We start from the raw sequence: 16,223 nt of genomic DNA, 5'->3' as shown, positions 1-16,223 counted from the left end.
CGCGGATGTTGCACTCGTCACGTCAGCCAGGCAAACGCAATCGAACCGCAGGCTGCCAGGCACATCGAGGGTCCGTGCGCAATGGGCGAATTGTGGGCTACCGGCCCTCGTCTTCGCAGTTCCAGCGCGGTGCCCAGCGTTGCGGTGAGCACCGACGCAGACACCAACGACCACAGCCAGGCGTCCGCTCCCACCAATCCGGTCACGGCGCCCAGAGGAAGCGAGAGCTTCACATCGCCGACACCCATGGAACCAGGCGACATCACGTGCGCCAGGAGGTGGATTCCGGCGAGCAGTGCCGACCCCACCACCGCCACCCACACCGTTCCCGACACCGTCGCGTAGACCATCACGACGGCGTAGCCCGGCAGCGTGAAACTGTTGGGCAGCCGACGCACAGCCAGGTCGACAGTCGAGATCGCGACGCACCACCACACCACGGCGAGACCGGAAAATAACTGCACCACCGAGGTATTCAGCGCACCGACGACAACCCAGCCTGTTGCGACGGCGCACTGCGGCACACAACAGAAAGTCACGACTGGTCGATAACCGTGTCGCCGCAACCAATTGTCGACGATCGCCCGAGCTCCGAAACCAGCGACTACCCCCGAGCCTGCCAAGACCATCAACGTCCACATGGTTTCGAGCTTGGCGTCTGCCGTTCGCCAGCGACAGACTACGAATCGTCTTGTGGACTACCTCGACACTGTGAACAGACCTAAGCGATAGCGGCTGCCATCGCCTCTCGCGGAGCGGGCTTGCCCGTGAACTGCTCTACCTGCCCGAAGGCCTGATTGAGCAACATCTCGAGTCCACCGATCACCGTTCCATCGGCCGCCTCGACAACCGAAGCAAGTGGCGTCGGCCAGGGGTTGTAGATCGCGTCGAGGACAAATCGCGCCTTCCCCAATTGCTGGGCAAAGGGCGCTGCCGCTTCCGCGGGAACGGTACTGACCAAGACCGAGGATTCGGCGCAGATCCCGCCTAGCCGTGCGTCGTCGAAGGCGACCAGATCAATGTCCAACCCGACCGCGCCGCCGCATTCGATGGCACCGGATGCGCGCCCCGGATCACGCGCGACCACGGTGACCGTTCGAACTCCCATGTCGGCCAACGCGACCAATGCCGGCCGCGCGGTGCCGCCCGCGCCGACAACTACCGCCGAAGTGCCGCTGAGATCGCCGACACCGCCGGCGATCAACGCACCGCTGACTCCGTCGACGTCCGTGCAGTCGGCACGCCAACCGCCGTCGATGCGAACCAGGGTGTTGGCCGAGCCGATGGTCACCGCTCGCGGTGTGCGTTCGGTCGCATATTCGAGTGCTGCGATCTTGCCCGGCATCGTCACCGAGAGGCCGATCCATTCGGGGCCGAGTGAGTCGACGAGGGCAGGCAACTGCTCGCCGGTGCATTCGATCCGCTCGTAGGTCCAATCGCTCAGCCCCAAAGCCGCGTACGCCGCAAGATGCAGCAACGGGGACTTCGAGTGAGCGATCGGGCTTCCGAGAACTGCCGCCTTACGTGGCGTCGCGAGCGAAGTCGCGGTACTACCGTCCACTGTCGAGAATCCCACTTTGCTGTGCCAGTTCGATGTTGGCCAAATGCTCCTCGTAGCTCTTGGTGAAGAGCGTCTGGCCTTCCTTGTTGATCGTGACGAAGTACAACCAGTCACCGGCCGCCGGCGATTCCACGGCCTTCAGCGCGTCGATGCTCGGCGAAGCGATGGGCGTTGCAGGCAGACCCGGCATTGCGTACGTGTTCCACGGCGTGACGCGCTCACGGTCGGCATCCGTGGTTGCGACCTCGGTGGTGTCGAGTGAGTAGTTGACCGTGGAGTCGAACTGCAGAGGCTGATCGACTGCGAGTCGGTTGACGATCACCCGCGCGACCTTGGCCATGTCAGCGGGCAACGCCTCACGCTCGACCAGCGACGCTGCCACCAACAACTGGTACGGAGACATTCCGACCCCGCTGCCGGCTGTCAGAATTCCCGTGGCCTCGTACTTGGCGGCGCTACCCTCGACCAACGACCGCAGGATCTCGGTGGGCGTCGCAGTGGGATCGAAATCCCAACTGCTGGCGGCGATCAGGCCTTCGAGCTGACGGTCCTTGTCCGGCACGCTCTTGACCGACGACATCGCCCATTCGGGCACGCCGAGCGAAGCCAGATCGGAAGATGCTCCCGCAGTGTTCAATTCGTCTGTCGAGACACATTTCTGAGCGGAAACCGGGCCGACACAACTCGCCTCGGAAATGAGGTTGTAGATGCCCTTCTTGAGCGAGCCGGTCTGCGCGTCCGAACTGTCGTGCAGCTGACGCCCTTCGGCGATGACAACACTGCCGACTCGGGAGTCCGGGGCAACCAAGGTGTCGAGTGCGCTCGCGGCGCTACTCTGCACCGGCACCTGGTAGAAGCCGGGTTGCACCTTCTGGATCTCAGACGGATTGGCGATCGCCGCGTTGTAGAAAGCAGCGGAACTCGCGACGACGTTCTTCGCCTCGAGCGTCGCACCGATCTCCGATGCGGTTTCTCCACTGTTGATCTGGATGACCACGGGTGCGCCGCCGGGGCCGGCAAAATCCTCCGCGGTCTTGTTGCGATCCATGTACCAGAGAGCGCCGTATGCACCGACACCGAGGACTGCGATCACCAACACCAGCAGGGCGAGAACGCCGACCTTCTTGCCACGCTTGGCGCGCTTGTTGCGCGCTTCGCGTTGCTTGCGTGCCTCGGCTCGCGACATGTGCGGCGGATCGATGTTCTGCGGCAGTGCACGCATGACCATGGTCTCGTCGTTGTCGAAGTCGAACGAACTGGTGGGCCGGCTTCCGCCGCCCTCATCCCACCGCGCGTTCACAGATCGCCCTCCAGTGCAGCGTCCTTCGACGACTCCCCTGGTTTCACAGCTCTACTCCGCTCGTCCAGCCAGCCTTGCAGGATTTCCACCGCCGCAGCCTGATCGATCATCGGTCGCTGGCCTCGTGCCTTGACTCCACTTTCGCGGAGATTGCGCGCAGCCGTGACGGTCGTCAGTCGTTCGTCGGACAGTCTCACCGGGATCGGTTCGACGGCCCGCTGCAGTCGTTTGGCGAATGCAGTCGCGATACCGGCGGCTTTACCTTGCTCACCGCGCAGCGTCTGTGGCAGTCCGACGATAACCTCAACCGCCTCGTATTCGGACACGATGGCGATAATGCGCCGGATATCCGGCGCGTCGGGCCCACGCTCCTTCGAGCGTGGAACCGTTTCCACCGGTGTCGCGAGGATGCCGTCGGGGTCGCTGGACGCGACGCCGATGCGAACACTGCCCACGTCGATGGCGATGCGCCGCCCGCGACCAGGGTCGTCGATGCCGGGGCGATCGGGACCCTGCTGCGTAGCCACCACCGTCAGCTGCCGCCCGCCAGCTCTCCGACTCTGTCCCGGATCGCATCGAGCGCCGCCGGGATTCCTGCGGAGTCCGAACCCGAACCCTGGGCCATGTCGGGCTTTCCGCCGCCGCGGCCACCGATCTTGGGACCGAACGACGCGACCAGCTCACCGGCCTTCACACCGAGACCTTGAGCTGCCTTGCTCGAGGCGACCACGAACGGAACCTTGCCGTCGACATCACCGAGCAGAGCTACGACGGCAGGTTCGGAGCCGAGGCGACCCTTGATGTCCGTGACGAGGCTGCGCAGGTCGTTTCCGCCGACTCCGGCGGGAGCAGGCTCGGCGATGACGAGGACACTGCCGATGCGCTTGGCCTTGGCGACGTACTCGCCTGCCGACGCCAGCACAGCCTTGGCCTTGGTCTGCTCGAGTTCCTTCTCGGCCACCTTGAGTCGCTCGACGAGCGCCTCGACGCGGGCGGGCACCTCTTCCGAAGGAACCTTCAGCGAGGAGGAGAGTCCGGCCAGGAGCGCGCGTTCCTTGGCGAGGTAGCGGTAGGAGTCCAAACCGACGTACGCCTCGACGCGTCGGATTCCGGAGCCGACCGACTGCTCACCGAGCAGCGTTACCTGACCGATCTGTGCGGAGCTTCCGACGTGAGTGCCACCGCACAGTTCCATCGAGAACGGGCCGCCGATTTCGACGACACGAACCTCGTCGCCGTAGTTCTCACCGAAGAGTGCCATCGCACCCATCGCCTTGGCCTTGTCGAGATCCGTGACAAATGTGTTGACCGCGTAGTTCGACGCCACGGCTTCGTTGGTGAGTGCCTCGATGTCCTGCTTCTGGGAGTCGGACAGCGCGCCCTGCCAGGAGAAGTCGAAGCGGAGGTAACCCGGCTTGTTGAGCGAGCCTGCCTGCACCGCGTTGGGGCCGAGCACCTGACGCAGCGCCGCGTGCACCATGTGGGTGCCGGAGTGCCCCTGGGTTGCACCCTTGCGCCACTCGGCGTCGACGTGCGCGAGTACGACGTCGCCCTCGGTGATCTCGCCCTTCTGCACCGTCACCTTGTGCGTCCAGACCTTCTTGGCGATCTTCTGTACGTCGTTGACCTTGGCTTCGAGGCCCGGAGCGGTGAGCGAACCGATGTCGGCGATCTGTCCACCGGACTCTGCGTAAAGCGGGCTGCGGTCGAGGATGACCTCGACGTCCTGACCGGCCTTCGCGACCGGCACGCGGACACCGTCGACGATCAGTGCGAGGACGTGCGCCTCGGAGACGAGCTCGTCGAAACCGGTGAACTCGGTGGCGCCTCGGTCGAGCAGTTCCTTGTAGACCGTGAGGTCGGCATGGGCGTGCTTGCGCGCTTGAGCGTCGTCCTTGGCGCGCTTGCGCTGCTCGGCCATGAGCGTGCGGAAGCCGTCCTCGTCCACGGTGAGACCGGCCTCGGACGCCATCTCGAGCGTGAGATCGATCGGGAAGCCGTAGGTGTCGTGCAGTGCAAATGCCTGATCGCCGGCGATGACCGACTTTCCGGACGACTTGACCGTCTCGGCAGCATTCTCGAACAGAGCAGAACCCGAAGCCAGCGTCTTGAGGAACGCGGTCTCCTCGCCGACGGCGACGTTCTCGATTCGCGTGAAGTCGGTTTCCAAAACCGGGTACGACGGCGCCATCGTGTCGCGGACGACGACCATGAACTCGCGCATGGTGGGCTGCTCGCTGCCGAGCAGTTTGGCCGAACGCACGATGCGACGCAGCAACCGGCGCAGGACGTAGCCGCGGCCGTAGTTGCCGGGGTTCACACCGTCGGCGATCAACATCGCTGCGGTGCGTGCGTGGTCGGCGATGACGCGGAAACGGACGTCTGAAGTGTGGTCGGTCCCGTAGACACTGCCGGTCAGTTCGGCGGCCTTGTCGATGACGGGGCGGAGAAGATCTGTCTCGTAGACGTTTTCGACGCCCTGCAGGAGGAACGCAACGCGCTCGACGCCCATGCCGGTGTCGATGTTCTTCTTCGGCAACGGTCCGAGGATCGGGTAGTCGCCCTTGTTGGTGCCCTCGCCGCGCTCGTTCTGCATGAACACGAGGTTCCAGATCTCGATGTAGCGATCCTCGTCGGCTTCGGGGCCACCCTCGACGCCGTATTCGGCGCCGCGGTCGTAGAAGATCTCCGAGCAGGGGCCGCACGGCCCGGGAATGCCCATGGACCAGTAGTTGTCCTTCATGCCGCGGCGCTGGATGCGCTCTTCGGGCACTCCTACCTCGTCGCGCCAGATCGAGAATGCTTCGTCGTCGTCGAGGTAGACGGTGGCCCACAGGCGCGTGGGATCGATGCCGTATCCGCCGTCCTCGACCGAACCTGTCAGCAACTGCCAGGCGTGGGAGATGGCTTCCTTCTTGAAGTAGTCACCGAAGGAGAAGTTGCCCGCCATCTGGAAGAAGGTGTTGTGGCGGGTGGTGATGCCGACCTCTTCGATGTCCAGGGTGCGGACGCACTTCTGCACGGACGTCGCCCGTGAGTAGGACGGCGTCTGCTGCCCGAGGAAGAACGGCACGAACGGAACCATGCCCGCGTTGACGAACAGAAGGTTCGGGTCGTCGAGAATCAGCGAGGCGCTGGGCACCTCGGTGTGGCCGGCCTTGACGAAGTGGTCGAGGAATCGCCTGCGGATCTCGTGGGTTTGCACTAACCGGTCCTTACCTTCAAGAGCGTCGAGCTATGGGTGTCCAGACTAACGCGTCGGCCGGTGGAACCTGGCAGGCGTCAGCCACGAACTATTCGGCGAAGTTTGCTCACCCGATCGGCGATCTCCCGCTCGTTGCCGTGCGCGGTGGGCTGGTAATAGTCGACACCCACCAGATCGTCCGGTGGATACTGTTGCCGCAGAACACCATCACGTGTGTCGTGCGGGTACTTGTATCCGACTGCGTTGCCCAATTGCTCGGCGCCCTTGTAGTGCCCGTCACGCAGGTGCGGCGGTACCAGTCCGGATTTTCCGGCGGCCACGTCGGCCATGGCCGCGCCGAGTGCGGCGATGACCGCACCCGATTTGGGAGCCGTCGCCAGATGAATGGTGGCCTGTGCCAGCGCCAGACGAGCCTCCGGCATACCGATCAGCTGCACTGCCTGCGCCGCGGCGGTGGCAGTCTGCAGCGCCATCGGATCAGCCATGCCGATGTCTTCGCTGGCGTGAACCACCAGACGCCGTGCGATGAAGCGAGGGTCTTCGCCCGCGGTCAGCATCCGTGCGAGGTAGTGCAGGGCGGCGTCGACGTCCGATCCACGAATGCTCTTGATGAATGCACTGATGACGTCGTAGTGCTGATCTCCGGCACGGTCGTACCGAACCGCGGCCTTGTCGACACTTGCCTCGACGGTCGCGAGGTCGAGCACCACCGGGCCCGAAGCGTCACCTGCGGTGTCCAGTGCAGCCCCGGCGGCAGCCTCGAGTGCCGTCAGGGCTCGGCGCGCGTCGCCGGCCGCCAGACGAACGAGGTGTTCCATCGCGTCGTCGTCGATCGTGATCGCTCCGCCGAACCCGCGTTCGTCGGCGACAGCGCGCTCGAGCAGTTCCTGGACATCCGCAGCGGTGAGCGATTGCAGTTGCAGGACCAACGAGCGCGACAACAGAGCGGAGACGACCGAGAACGACGGGTTCTCGGTGGTCGCGCCGACCAAGAGCACGATGCGGTTCTCGACCGCGGCGAGCAAGGCGTCCTGCTGGGTCTTGGAGAAGCGATGAACTTCGTCGATGAACAAGACGGTTTGTTCGCCGTTCAGCAGGCGGCGGCGCGCGAGTTCGATGACACCGCGGACTTCTTTGACTCCGGCGGACAGAGCCGACAGAGCCTCGAACCGGCGGCCGGTAGCACCCGAGATCAACGATGCGAGCGTGGTCTTGCCGGTGCCGGGAGGTCCGTACAGAAGTACCGATGCGGCGCCGGACCCCTCGACCATTCTGCGGAGTGGCGCGCCGGGCCCGAGTAAGTGCTGTTGACCGACAACTTCACCAAGAGTGAGCGGACGCATGCGGACAGCCAGAGGAGCTCCGGGCGGCACCGAGGACAGGGCGCGCTCGGCTACAGACACGACATCTGGTTCGTCGACGATCGCGGATTCCTCCGGAGTTGCCTCGAACAGGCCGTCTTCCGCCACCACGCCGTCTTTCGCCCCCACACTGTCTTCCGCTTGCCAATCGCTCACGAATCGACGCTACTAGAGACCACCGACGCCCGACACAATCCGCTGTTCCGCCAGCCCTCACCCAGTCGTGAATCCGCATTGGATAGCGTTGTCGCCATGAGCACCTCCGAGATCGCCACCGTCCTCGCGTGGCACGATGCACTCAACTCCCAAGACGTCGACACTCTGCTGCAGTTGTCGAGTGACGACATCGAGGTAGGCGGCCCCAAGGGCGCGAGCCAGGGACTCGCTGCCCTGCGCGAGTGGGCCACCAACGCCGGCATCACGCTCGTCCCCGGAAAGATGTACGTCCACCACGGCGTGGTCGTCGTCGAACAGACCGCAACGTGGGCGGCCGAACCGGACAAGTCCGCGACCCTGGCCTCTGCTTTCCGAGTCGTGGCCGACCAGGTGACGTCGACGTTCCGGCATCCCGATCTGGCGACGGCGCTCGCGGCGACGGACCTGTCCGAGAACGATCTGGTCTCCGACAACTGAGCGGACTCGACCGAGAAAGGGCGCTCGTGCTTCGTGCACGGGCGCCCTTCTGTGTGTGATCGGTCAGGGCCTCAGCTGAACTCGGTCCGCAGCGCCGCCACGACGTCGCGGGCGTGTGCCTCGACGGCGGCGTTGCCGGCGAGCTGAGCCGAGCGTGCGAGCCTGGCCCAGCGTCCGACCAGTGCGTCGGCGCGTGGAATCGAGAGATAATGTTCGCGGACGGCGGCGATACGCGAATGATCCTCGGGCAGGTACAGATAGGTACTGAGCCAGACCCAGATGAGTTGGGCCTCGACAATCCGGCGGCCCAATTCGGCCTCGTCGGCCAGGGCGGGCCACATCCCCACTACCTCGGCCCGCCAGGCATCGACCATCGCCGACGCCCGCTCTTCGGTCAGGTCGATGTTGCACAGGCAACCGGGGAAAGACACCAACGCGTAGGTGATGTCGAGGAGGGCATCGCGGTAGCCACCCCACTCGTAGTCGAGGAACTGCACGCCGTCGTCGTTGACGATGATGTTGTCGGGGCACAGGTCCGACGGACTGAAGGCACGGAACCGGCCACCGCTGAACAGTGTCTGCGCATGCTGAACCTGCTCGAGAATGTCCGAACTCACATCGATGCCGAGACTTTCCACCAGCATCGCGGGAACACCGGCCACGGCACGTCCCACCTGATCCGCAACTTCATCGGAGCAATGGGCAACCTCGGCTCGACGCAGCAGTGCGGTGAAGTCGTCCTCCCGGCCGACGGTCGCGGCGTGCATGCGTCCCATTGCCTGAGCCATGGCCATCAACGTGTAAGTGACGGTGTCCGGGTCGGAGTCTTCGAGTCGGACGCTGATTGCGGTGGCGTCGCCGAGATCACTCAGGATCAGGAGGCGAGCATCGAGGTCGGACGCCAACAGTTCGGCGCCGGGGCGTGCGTCCTTGGCAAGCGCGTTGGCGAACTGATACGACACCGCTTCACGAAGGAATGCGGTCTCGACGTCGAAGTCACCTTCGGACGCGGCCGGGAGCGCAATCGCTGTTTTGGTAGCTCCCTGGAAGTTGTCGCGGACCTGCTTGATCACCAAAGTTCGGGGCAGGGAGAACGGGTTCTCGGCGACACGAACGCGCAGCACGACGGTGCGGCCACTCCCCCCGAGATCTACGGGATCCACCAGGGTTACGGGTGCCCCTGTGCGGCGTGTCAGCAACTGCTCAGCAGCTGCGACGACTTCGGAAACGGGGTCTGCCAGTAATGCGGTCATCACCGACCAACTTACCCGTTAGTGACTCCGATCATGCCCAGCTCGTCCGCTCGCAGCGGAGAATTCAAGGCCTCACAGCAACAGAAATTGCCGACTACCTGCGGCGATGACAAAAGTCCCCAATCGCCACACCGGCACACAGTTCTTTCGAGAATTTTGCTGTCGGTGAGCAGAACTCCGAACCTGCGACGTCATGGAGTCTTGTCCTCGTCGACAAATCGAGAAATGCCTTTCAACGCTGCTTCGAATTCCTCGTCGGCCCGGGTTCTGAGCCAGAGAACAAGCACGCAGGCAGTGACGATCCCGAGCAGGTTGACAGCCAGTTGCAGAGACGACAACCCGGCGATCCGCCATTCTCCGTTTGCTGCCGCAACCACCGCGAAACCGGCGGCAGGAACCGTGGTGACAGAGATGAACACCCCGACCAAGGCAGCGGACTTCGACGAGACGAGTGCCAGCATCCCAGCCGCACCGGCAAGAAGCGCGACGACAAACGAAATGGGCCCGACCTTGTATACGAAATCGACCTCGTGGAGTGACTCGAGACTGACGACGTCCATCCATCCGAAGAACTTCACCACGAACGTTGCGGCAAGCGTCACGCCCATCGCGATGGGGAATCCGACGGCAAGCGCGAGAATCGAACGCCGACGCAACCGTCGATCCCGCCGTACGAGTGCGACTGCCAAAGCAGCCAGCGGACCGAACTCCGGACCGACGACCATGGCGCCGACGATCGTGATCTGAGAGTCGGTCACGACGCCGATCGCGGCCAGCAGACACGCAATGGTCAGGAACGCGACGAACAATCCGTTGAGAGTCGACTCTTCGCGAGTGCGGGACAGCAATTCCTCCCACACGACGGAATCCGCGGGATCACCAGGCACGTCACGCTCGGCTTTGCGCGCCGCCGACGACAACACCGTCTCGACCGGTACGAGCGTCATTCCGCCGTCCTCGGCGACGCCGAGTTCGGTTAGGGCATCGACGACGTCGTTCGCCGCCTCACGGGCGACGTCGGCCTCCACCATGTCGCCGGCAGGATGAACCGCGACGTCGCGCATCACGACGATGTGTGTCGCGCCCCGCTGCGACGCGAGCGCACCGAGAACTTGCTCGGTGCGCTCGGTCGGGCAGATCACCCGCAAATGCAGCATGGCGATCCGGTGTCGGCTCTACTTGGCTTCGCCGGTGTCGCCTTCGGACTTCTTGTCCTCTGACTTCTTCTCGGGCTTCGCGTCGATACCCGATTCCTTGCGCTGCTGAGCCGAGATCGGTGCCGGAGCATCCGTCAGCGGGTCGACGCCGCCGCCGGACTTCGGGAACGCGATGACCTCACGGATGGAATCCATGCCGGCGAGGAGCGCGGTGATGCGGTCCCAGCCGAATGCGATTCCGCCGTGCGGCGGCGCACCGAAGGCGAAGGCGTCGAGGAGGAAGCCGAACTGCTCCTGAGCCTCGTCCTCGGAGATACCCATCACCTTGAACACTCGTTCCTGAATGTCCTTGCGGTGGATACGAATACTGCCGCCGCCGATCTCGTTGCCGTTGCAGACGATGTCGTACGCGTAGGCGAGAGCGGAATCCGGATCGGTGTCGAACGTGTCGAAGAACTCCGGCTTCGGCGACGTGAACGCGTGGTGCACGGCGGTCCACGCGGAGTGGCCGAGAGCGACGTCACCGGATGCAGTGGCGTCGGCGGTCGGCTCGAACATCGGAGCGTCGACGATCCACACGAAGGCCCACGCGTCAGGATCGATGAGGTCCTTCTTGCGGGCGATCTCACCACGGGCAGCGCCGAGGAGGGCGCGCATCGGCTTCGTTGCACCAGCTGCGAAGAAGACGCAGTCTCCCGGCTGAGCTCCGACGTGGGCGGCCAGGCCCTCACGCTCGGCGTCGGTCAGGTTCTTGGCAACAGGTCCACCGAGAGTGCCGTCTTCACCGACCAACACGTACGCCAGACCCTTGGCCCCACGCTGCTTGGCCCATTCCTGCCAGGCGTCGAGTTGCTTGCGCGGCTGGCTTGCACCGCCTGGCATCACGACGGCGCCGACGTACTCCGCCTGGAACACGCGGAACGTCGTGTCCTTGAAGAAGTCCATGCACTCGACGAGTTCGATGTCGAAACGCAGGTCCGGCTTGTCGCTGCCGTAACGACGCATTGCCTCGGTGTAGGTCATGCGGTCGATCGGCGTCTTGATCTCGTGGCCGACGAGCTTCCAGAGCGCCGTCAGGATTTCCTCGGCGAGCAGGATGATGTCGTCCTGGTTGACGAAAGCCATCTCGATGTCGAGCTGAGTGAACTCGGGCTGGCGATCGGCGCGGAAATCCTCGTCGCGGTAGCAACGTGCGATCTGGTAGTAGCGCTCGATGCCGCCGACCATGAGGAGCTGCTTGAACAGCTGCGGGCTCTGCGGCAGTGCGTAGAAGCTACCGGGCTGAAGGCGCGACGGCACCAGGAAGTCACGGGCACCCTCGGGCGTCGAGCGCGTGAGCGTCGGAGTCTCGACCTCGACGAACTCGTGATGCGCGAGAACGCCGCGCGCTGCAGCACTTACCTTGGAGCGCAAGCGAATTGCGGAGCCGGGGCCTTCACGACGCAGGTCGAGGTAGCGGTACTTGAGGCGCGCTTCTTCGCCGACCTGATCGTCGAGCTGGAACGGCAGCGGTGCGCTTTCGTTGAGAACCTCGAGTTCTGTGGCGTTGACCTCGATCGCTCCGGTGGGGATCTCGAAGTTCTGGTTGCCCTCGGGGCGAACCTCGACCGTTCCGGTCACGCGAACGCAGTATTCCGCGCGCAGACGGTGCGCCTGCTCGGCCACGTCACCTGCCCGGAAAACTACCTGCGCAACTCCGGATGCATCACGGAGATCGATGAAGATCACTCCGCCGTGATCACGACGCCTGGCTACCCAACCGGTGAGCGTTACGGTCTGCTCTGCCTGCTCGGGTCGCAATGAACCGGCGAGATGTGTGCGCAGCACGGGATTCCTTTCGAACTACTTCCAATAACCGACGACCGACTACTTTGCCTGCGATCCTACGGAGCGAACTGCACAGAGCGGAAACGCGGACCCGCATCGCATGCGAAGCTATCTCCAGAAGTGACGGCAAGCACTTGTTCACGACAGCAGAAAGCGGACATAGATGACCTTCAACGAGGGGGCCCGCGGCGAAGCGGGACGCGTTCAGGTTCAAGGCGGCGGGGGTGGCGGTGGCCGCGGCGGCAAAATCGCGATCGGCGGTGGCGCGGGCGGCATTATCGTTCTGATCCTGGCGCTGTTGTTCGGCGGTGACCCCGGCTCACTCCTGGGTACGTCTACCGAGACTTCGAGTTCGTCGACCGGACTGTCGTCGGTCGACGAGTGCACCGGCGCTCAGGCAAACGCCGATGTGAACTGCCGCGTCACACTGACCGTCGGAAGCCTCGACGACGTTTGGGAACAGCAGTTGGTCAAGCAGACCGGCACGGCGTACGTGCGACCCGAAGTCATTCTGTTCAGCGGTTCGGTCAACACCGGTTGCGGCCAGGCGTCTAGTGACGTCGGTCCGTTCTACTGCCCGGCCGACCAGACTGCGTACTTCGACACGAGTTTCTTCCAACTACTCGTCGACCGTTTCGGTTCCAGCGCCGGACCGCTCGCACAGGAGTACGTGGTCGCGCACGAGTTCGGACATCACATCCAGAATCAGCTCGGCGACATCGGCCGCGCGCAGGCCGACCCGCAGGGTGAGCAGTCGGGTGCGGTTCGCACCGAACTCCAGGCCGATTGCTACGCAGGCGTCTGGGCACATTTTGCGGACACGATTCCCGATCAGGCGACCGGTCAACCGTTCCTGAAGCCCTTGTCAAAAGACGACATTCGCGACGCGTTGTCCGCCGCCTCGTCGGTGGGCGACGACCGTATCCAAAAGTCCACGACCGGTCGGGTCAACCCTGAAGGTTGGACACACGGCTCCTCCGCACAGCGTCAGGCGTGGTTCATGACCGGATACCAGACCGGCCAGATTTCGTCGTGTGACACGTACTCGGCGCGGGATCTGAACAACCCGCCCGACCTCAAGCGATAGCGAATCTCCGAAACCATCCCACCGACAATTTTTTCTGTCTTGACAGATTTAGTTGTCGGTGGGATGGTTTTCTCATGTTGGACGTAGCAGTCATCGATCGCCCCGGAGCTGCCGAGGCGTCGCTCGATCCGATTCGGCAACGGATTCTGGCCGAATTGGCGGTGCCGGGATCGGCATCCTCGCTGGCGCCCCGGATCGGGCTGACACGCCAGAAGGTGAACTACCACCTGCGCACTCTCGAAGACCACGGACTTGTCGAGCTCGTCGAGGAACGCAAGCGAGGCAACATGACCGAGCGAATCATGCAGGCCAGTGCCGCGTCGTACGTCATATCCCCTGCCGCCATGTCGGCGCTCGCCCCGGACCCGGGCCGGTTCCCCGATCAACTCTCGGCGCGCTGGCTCGTCAGTCTCGCAGCGCGGATCGTCCGAGAGGTCGGCGAACTGATCGCCGGAGCAACTGCAGCCGGAAAACCGTTGGCGTCCTTTGCCATCGATAGCGACATCACCTTTGCCACGGCGGCCGACCGTGCCGCCTTCGCCGGCGAACTCGGCGAGTCGATCAACTCACTCGTCGCCAAGTATCACGACGGCAATTCCGAAGGCGGACGCAAACACCGCCTCGTTGTCGCCCTGCATCCCAGCCTCACCACGCCCCAAACCATCACAACCCAAGCGATCGACGCGCCCGAAACGGAGAAGTAGCAATGTCCGAGAAATTCGAAATCCGCCGCGAGGTGGTCGTCCTAGGAACCCCCGAGCAGATCTGGGCCGCCATCTCGGCCGAAACGGCCGGCTGGATGTTCCCCTCCCCTCTCGAGATCCCCGCCGACGGCAGCCGCCCGGACAGCCCGATCATCGCCACGTGGGAGCCACCCCGCGAACTCGCCATCCACATGCAAGGCCCCGACGGCTGGTTCAACAACCTTGAATACGTCGTCGAGGCCCGCGACGAGAGCACCGCCGTTGTCCGCTACGTCCACGCCGGAGTGTTTGCCGATGACTGGGACAACCAGTACGACGGCGCGAGCAAGCACACGGACTTCTACCTGCACAGTCTCGGCCAGTACGTGCGGTACTTCGCCGGCAGGCCCACCACCTATGTCTCGGCTGAAGGCCCGGAATCCTCTTCCGCGCCGCAAGCGATGGGAACGCTTCGCAGCGCCCTCGGAATCACCTCGGGCGCCGCTGTCGGTGACTCCGCGTCGGTGGAAGTCCCCGGAATCGGAACCGTCGACGCGATTGTCGACTACATCAACGACTGGTTCATCGGCTTGCGCACCCAGGACGCATTGCTGCGGTTCTACGGCCGAAATGCTTTCGGCGGCACCGTCGACGCGGCCCATCACCTCTTCGCAGAGGGTGCTGACGGTGGATCAGCAACGGCAGCGTGGCAGGGCTGGCTCGACGGCGCGTTCGCCTGAGTCGTCACACTCCCCGCTCTGCTGACACGCGACCGTCGTCGATCGCGGTCAGCAGAGCGGCGTGATCGCGAGCATTGCGCTTGGCGTAGGCAGCCGCGAACTCCCCGATCGCGAAATCGAATTCGGTTCCGTCACCGAGATATTCGGCGATCGCTATCCGATCGGACGAGCGAGCGTGTGCGTAGGCAAGGACCCTGGCGCACAGGCGCCCGTAGAGTTCCAGCCCCTGCGGCACCATCTCTTCGATGACTGCCGACCCTTTACCGTCACGCAGTTGACGAATGTAGAAATCGTGCTCACCCTCGTCGAGCCCCGGCCCTCGTTCCCAGCCGAGAAAGATGTCGCTTGTCGCTTGCATCAAGCGTTGCCCGTTGACGACGCGTTCCCCTTCGTTCTTGAAGGTCGGACCATCGACGTAGCCGGACAATACCGAGGGTTGCGCTTCCTTGACCTGCAGGATCAACGGATCGTCGTCGTCGACGCCTTTCATGAGGATCATCCATGCGCGTGTTCCGACGCTCCCGACACCGACAACCTTCCGCGCAATGTGCGTCATCTCGAAGCTTTCGAGCAACACCCGACGGTCCCACTGCAGCGTGCTCCGATACGACCGAACGCGCTGACGTAGCAACTCCTCGATCTGCGTGAGATCGGTCCCTGCGAACAACTCGTTTGCGGGCACGATCAGCGGCGGATCACTGATGAATTGCCGCCGGCCGTCGACGATTTCGGTGAACTTGCCTGCCGCCTGCACACTGTCGCGGCGACGAGCCTTGTCCAGCGTCGCTTGTGTGCGAGCAAGCATGCGCTTCTTCAGGTCGATCTGGAGAGCCTCGAGCCCGTCCTCGGGTGCGATGTGCGAGTACCAGACTGCAAGATTTCCCAATCCTGCCTGGGTGATCATGGTTTCCCGATACTCGGCCGCGCATCCGCGAACGATCTTCTTTCGCTCCTTGCCCGAAAATCCGTTGTCCTTTGCGGCGATCACCAAACTTGCGGCCAGACGCTTGACGTCCCATTCGAACGGTCCCGGGTACGTTTCGTCGAAGTCGTTGATGTCGAACGCGAGCTTTCGCTCGGGCGTCGCATAGATACCGAAGTTGCTCAGGTGCGCGTCGCCGCAGAGTTGGCTGGCAAGACCCGAATCCGGACTGCGTGACAAATCGTCGGCCATCACCAGCGCAGCGCCGCGGAAGAACGAGAACCGCGATGCCGACATCCGCCCGTATCGGATGGGCACCAGGTCCTGTACCCGCGACTTCGCCTGCAATTCGAGCAGTGATATCGGATCACGGTCACTCTCTGCCAGATCCGCGAGCGCGGCCAATGGCGTATCTCTACGCGCCTGGCGCCCGCGCGCCCGCCTTTCGTCGACCGTGAGATGCTCGGTACGCACTGCTGTCATCTGCCCGACCT

14 protein-coding genes are annotated in these 16,223 nt (G+C 63.9%); 4 read left to right on the top strand and 10 right to left on the bottom strand.

Annotated elements, in window-relative coordinates; all coding sequences use genetic code 11:
- Window positions 1-17: 17 nt before the first annotated feature.
- The 6 genes from ACBG85_RS13995 to ACBG85_RS13970 form a co-directional block, all read right to left on the bottom strand.
- On the bottom strand, window positions 18-641 hold the full coding sequence (locus ACBG85_RS13995) for an A24 family peptidase (RefSeq protein ID WP_030536426.1): 624 nt from the start codon (window positions 639-641) through the stop codon (window positions 18-20).
- Window positions 642-721: 80 nt separating this feature from the next.
- Window positions 722-1,561, bottom strand: a complete 840-nt coding sequence (locus tag ACBG85_RS13990; protein ID WP_003944839.1) for a shikimate dehydrogenase — start codon at window positions 1,559-1,561, stop codon at window positions 722-724.
- A complete protein-coding gene (gene mltG, locus ACBG85_RS13985) occupies window positions 1,551-2,861 on the bottom strand; it encodes an endolytic transglycosylase MltG (RefSeq protein ID WP_042445689.1) in 1,311 nt (436 codons plus the stop codon). The genes ACBG85_RS13990 and mltG overlap by 11 nt, the downstream gene beginning before the upstream one ends.
- On the bottom strand, window positions 2,858-3,391 hold the full coding sequence (gene ruvX / locus ACBG85_RS13980; RefSeq protein WP_003944838.1) for a Holliday junction resolvase RuvX: 534 nt from the start codon (window positions 3,389-3,391) through the stop codon (window positions 2,858-2,860). The genes mltG and ruvX overlap by 4 nt, the downstream gene beginning before the upstream one ends.
- Before the next feature lie 2 nt (window positions 3,392-3,393).
- Window positions 3,394-6,066, bottom strand: coding sequence for an alanine--tRNA ligase (alaS, locus tag ACBG85_RS13975; RefSeq protein ID WP_030536427.1), 2,673 nt, complete (start codon window positions 6,064-6,066; stop codon window positions 3,394-3,396).
- Window positions 6,067-6,143: 77 nt separating this feature from the next.
- Entirely contained in the window at window positions 6,144-7,583 is a 1,440-nt protein-coding gene (locus ACBG85_RS13970; protein WP_370852743.1) for a replication-associated recombination protein A, read from the bottom strand.
- Window positions 7,584-7,679: 96 nt separating this feature from the next.
- Here ACBG85_RS13970 and ACBG85_RS13965 point away from each other — a divergent pair, with 96 nt between their 5' ends.
- Window positions 7,680-8,060, top strand: coding sequence for a nuclear transport factor 2 family protein (locus tag ACBG85_RS13965; protein ID WP_003944973.1), 381 nt, complete (start codon window positions 7,680-7,682; stop codon window positions 8,058-8,060).
- 71 nt (window positions 8,061-8,131) lie between these two features.
- Here the strand turns inward: ACBG85_RS13965 and ACBG85_RS13960 are convergent, their stop codons facing one another.
- From ACBG85_RS13960 to aspS, 3 genes are all read right to left on the bottom strand, one after another.
- Window positions 8,132-9,313, bottom strand: coding sequence for a kinase (locus tag ACBG85_RS13960; protein ID WP_047270379.1), 1,182 nt, complete (start codon window positions 9,311-9,313; stop codon window positions 8,132-8,134).
- A gap of 191 nt (window positions 9,314-9,504) precedes the next feature.
- A complete protein-coding gene (locus tag ACBG85_RS13955) occupies window positions 9,505-10,470 on the bottom strand; it encodes a DUF389 domain-containing protein (RefSeq protein WP_372027794.1) in 966 nt (321 codons plus the stop codon).
- Window positions 10,471-10,488: 18 nt separating this feature from the next.
- Entirely contained in the window at window positions 10,489-12,297 is a 1,809-nt protein-coding gene (gene aspS, locus ACBG85_RS13950; protein ID WP_050656336.1) for an aspartate--tRNA ligase, read from the bottom strand.
- 163 nt (window positions 12,298-12,460) lie between these two features.
- Between aspS and ACBG85_RS13945 the strand changes: the two genes are divergently transcribed.
- The 3 genes from ACBG85_RS13945 to ACBG85_RS13935 all read left to right on the top strand — a co-directional run bounded on the left by ACBG85_RS13945 (window position 12,461) and on the right by ACBG85_RS13935 (window position 14,807).
- Window positions 12,461-13,384 (top strand): neutral zinc metallopeptidase, encoded by a 924-nt coding sequence (locus tag ACBG85_RS13945; protein WP_003945028.1) that lies wholly within the window; start codon window positions 12,461-12,463, stop codon window positions 13,382-13,384.
- A gap of 74 nt (window positions 13,385-13,458) precedes the next feature.
- Entirely contained in the window at window positions 13,459-14,088 is a 630-nt protein-coding gene (locus tag ACBG85_RS13940) for a helix-turn-helix domain-containing protein (protein ID WP_007728048.1), read from the top strand.
- A gap of 2 nt (window positions 14,089-14,090) precedes the next feature.
- Window positions 14,091-14,807, top strand: a complete 717-nt coding sequence (locus ACBG85_RS13935) for an SRPBCC domain-containing protein (RefSeq protein ID WP_372027793.1) — start codon at window positions 14,091-14,093, stop codon at window positions 14,805-14,807.
- Window positions 14,808-14,811: 4 nt separating this feature from the next.
- Here the strand turns inward: ACBG85_RS13935 and ACBG85_RS13930 are convergent, their stop codons facing one another.
- Window positions 14,812-16,212: a DUF2252 domain-containing protein gene (locus tag ACBG85_RS13930; protein ID WP_007728051.1), complete on the bottom strand. Its 1,401-nt coding sequence runs from the start codon at window positions 16,210-16,212 to the stop codon at window positions 14,812-14,814.
- Between the last annotated feature and the right edge of the window lie 11 nt (window positions 16,213-16,223).

Source organism: Rhodococcus sp. NyZ502 (assembly GCF_041464245.1).
Lineage (GTDB): Bacteria > Actinomycetota > Actinomycetes > Mycobacteriales > Mycobacteriaceae > Rhodococcus_F > Rhodococcus_F qingshengii.
Note: the sequence above shows the minus strand (reverse complement) of the source record. Positions and strands in the feature narration are given on the sequence as shown.